This window comes from Emticicia sp. (assembly GCF_049241225.1).
Lineage (GTDB): Bacteria > Bacteroidota > Bacteroidia > Cytophagales > Spirosomataceae > Emticicia.
Map to the genome: position 1 here is coordinate 1 of NZ_JBMLRC010000021.1, position 1,291 is coordinate 1,291.

The 1,291-nt window shown below is 41.0% G+C and carries 2 protein-coding genes; both read right to left on the minus strand.

All coding sequences use genetic code 11. From position 1 onward, the window contains the following. Positions 1–55: 55 nt before the first annotated feature. Positions 56–1,048, minus strand: coding sequence for a polysaccharide deacetylase family protein (locus tag ACOVO2_RS01375; RefSeq protein ID WP_421768245.1), 993 nt, complete (start codon positions 1,046–1,048; stop codon positions 56–58). Positions 1,049–1,052: 4 nt separating this feature from the next. Then, the coding region (locus ACOVO2_RS01380) for an NIPSNAP family protein (protein ID WP_421768246.1) at positions 1,053–1,291 on the minus strand (239 nt) is incomplete at its 5' end.

Here is a 1,291-nt window from a genome sequence, read left to right on the forward strand (position 1 = left end):
ATGTAGTAGCTTTAGAGGTAAGGGGTGATATAAAATCTGATACCACCCCTGCTGCTTACTTAACTTTATCTCTTCTTTGTTTCAGTTCTCTCCAAGTCGTAAGAATGATTCCATTCTCTTGGATATACTTTTTTAATGCAGGGTCAATCATTGCCAGCATATCGCCACGGCGAGTATTTCCTGAATCAGAAATATGTTCAAAAACTTCAGTTGGCGAAGTACAATGCATAATCACCATAGTTACGCCCGCTTGCAAATCCTTGAAAGATTCAATATATTTTTGAGTTTTGTATTTTTGCAAAGCCTTTTCGTCAGGATTTTTCACTTTATCCATCGTCCAGCCGTAGCTGATATTATGCAAATCGTCTAAAACGGGTAAACCCGCATCCCAAAGCATCTTACCAATTTTTTGAGCTTGCTCCAAAGTCAATCCAGCTGCTCCATCACGCATAATCATGGTATCGTGGCCACCTGGAAACATCACAGGAATTTTGTTTTCAATACCAACCTTAAAATAGCGTTCTAAATAATCTTGACGAGCAAAGAGCGTTCCCATGTGCGAGTCCATGTGTGTTGGTTCGAAACCCATCGCTCTTGCACGCTCCAGCTGACTTCTGATTTCTTTTTCTATTTCATCAGCCGATGCGTGTTTGGCGGTTTCTTCAACACTTCGCCACATTGCTCCTTCTGAATCAACCAAATTAGGTACGGTAGGCTTGCCAGCTAACGGCCCCCAACGATAATCTTTCCATTCGGAAGTAAGCGTAAGATGTAAACCAGCATCAATTTGAGGGTGATTTTTAAGGTAATGTACAAAACCAGGCACCCATGAGCAAGGCATCATGACACTCATCGAAGTAGCAACTCCTTCTTCAACTGCTCTGATAGCACCAACATTTGAATCATACGACATCCCGACATCATCAACGTGCATGATTACTACTTTTGCCCCTTTCGGGAAGCCTAATTTCTCTGCATAAGTTTGGTTTTGTGCTTTCAATGTCAAGACTAAGCACATTATTGAGAGAAAAATGAAATATTTTTTCATAGTCTTAAAGTTGAGTATAAGGCAATGGCACCAAGAAAACTCGGATAATGTGCGAAACTGAATTGGCATATTCGGCAGCACTCGAAATACGTTTCCAATCTGGGTTTGCACTGAATACCTTCCAGTTGGCATCACGTTCTTCCATGTTTTTAAAAGCCAGCATATACGTAAGGCATGGCATGTGTTCGCCAGCAATTACTTCTCCGAAAAATACCGAATTGAGTTTGGTGTCTCTAAAAATCT

What these genes read in the sequence shown, in the direction of transcription:
- ACOVO2_RS01375 (WP_421768245.1), bottom strand. Translation starts at nt 1,048, where the DNA reads ATGAAAAAATATTTCATTTTTCTCTCAATAATGTGCTTAGTCTTGACA.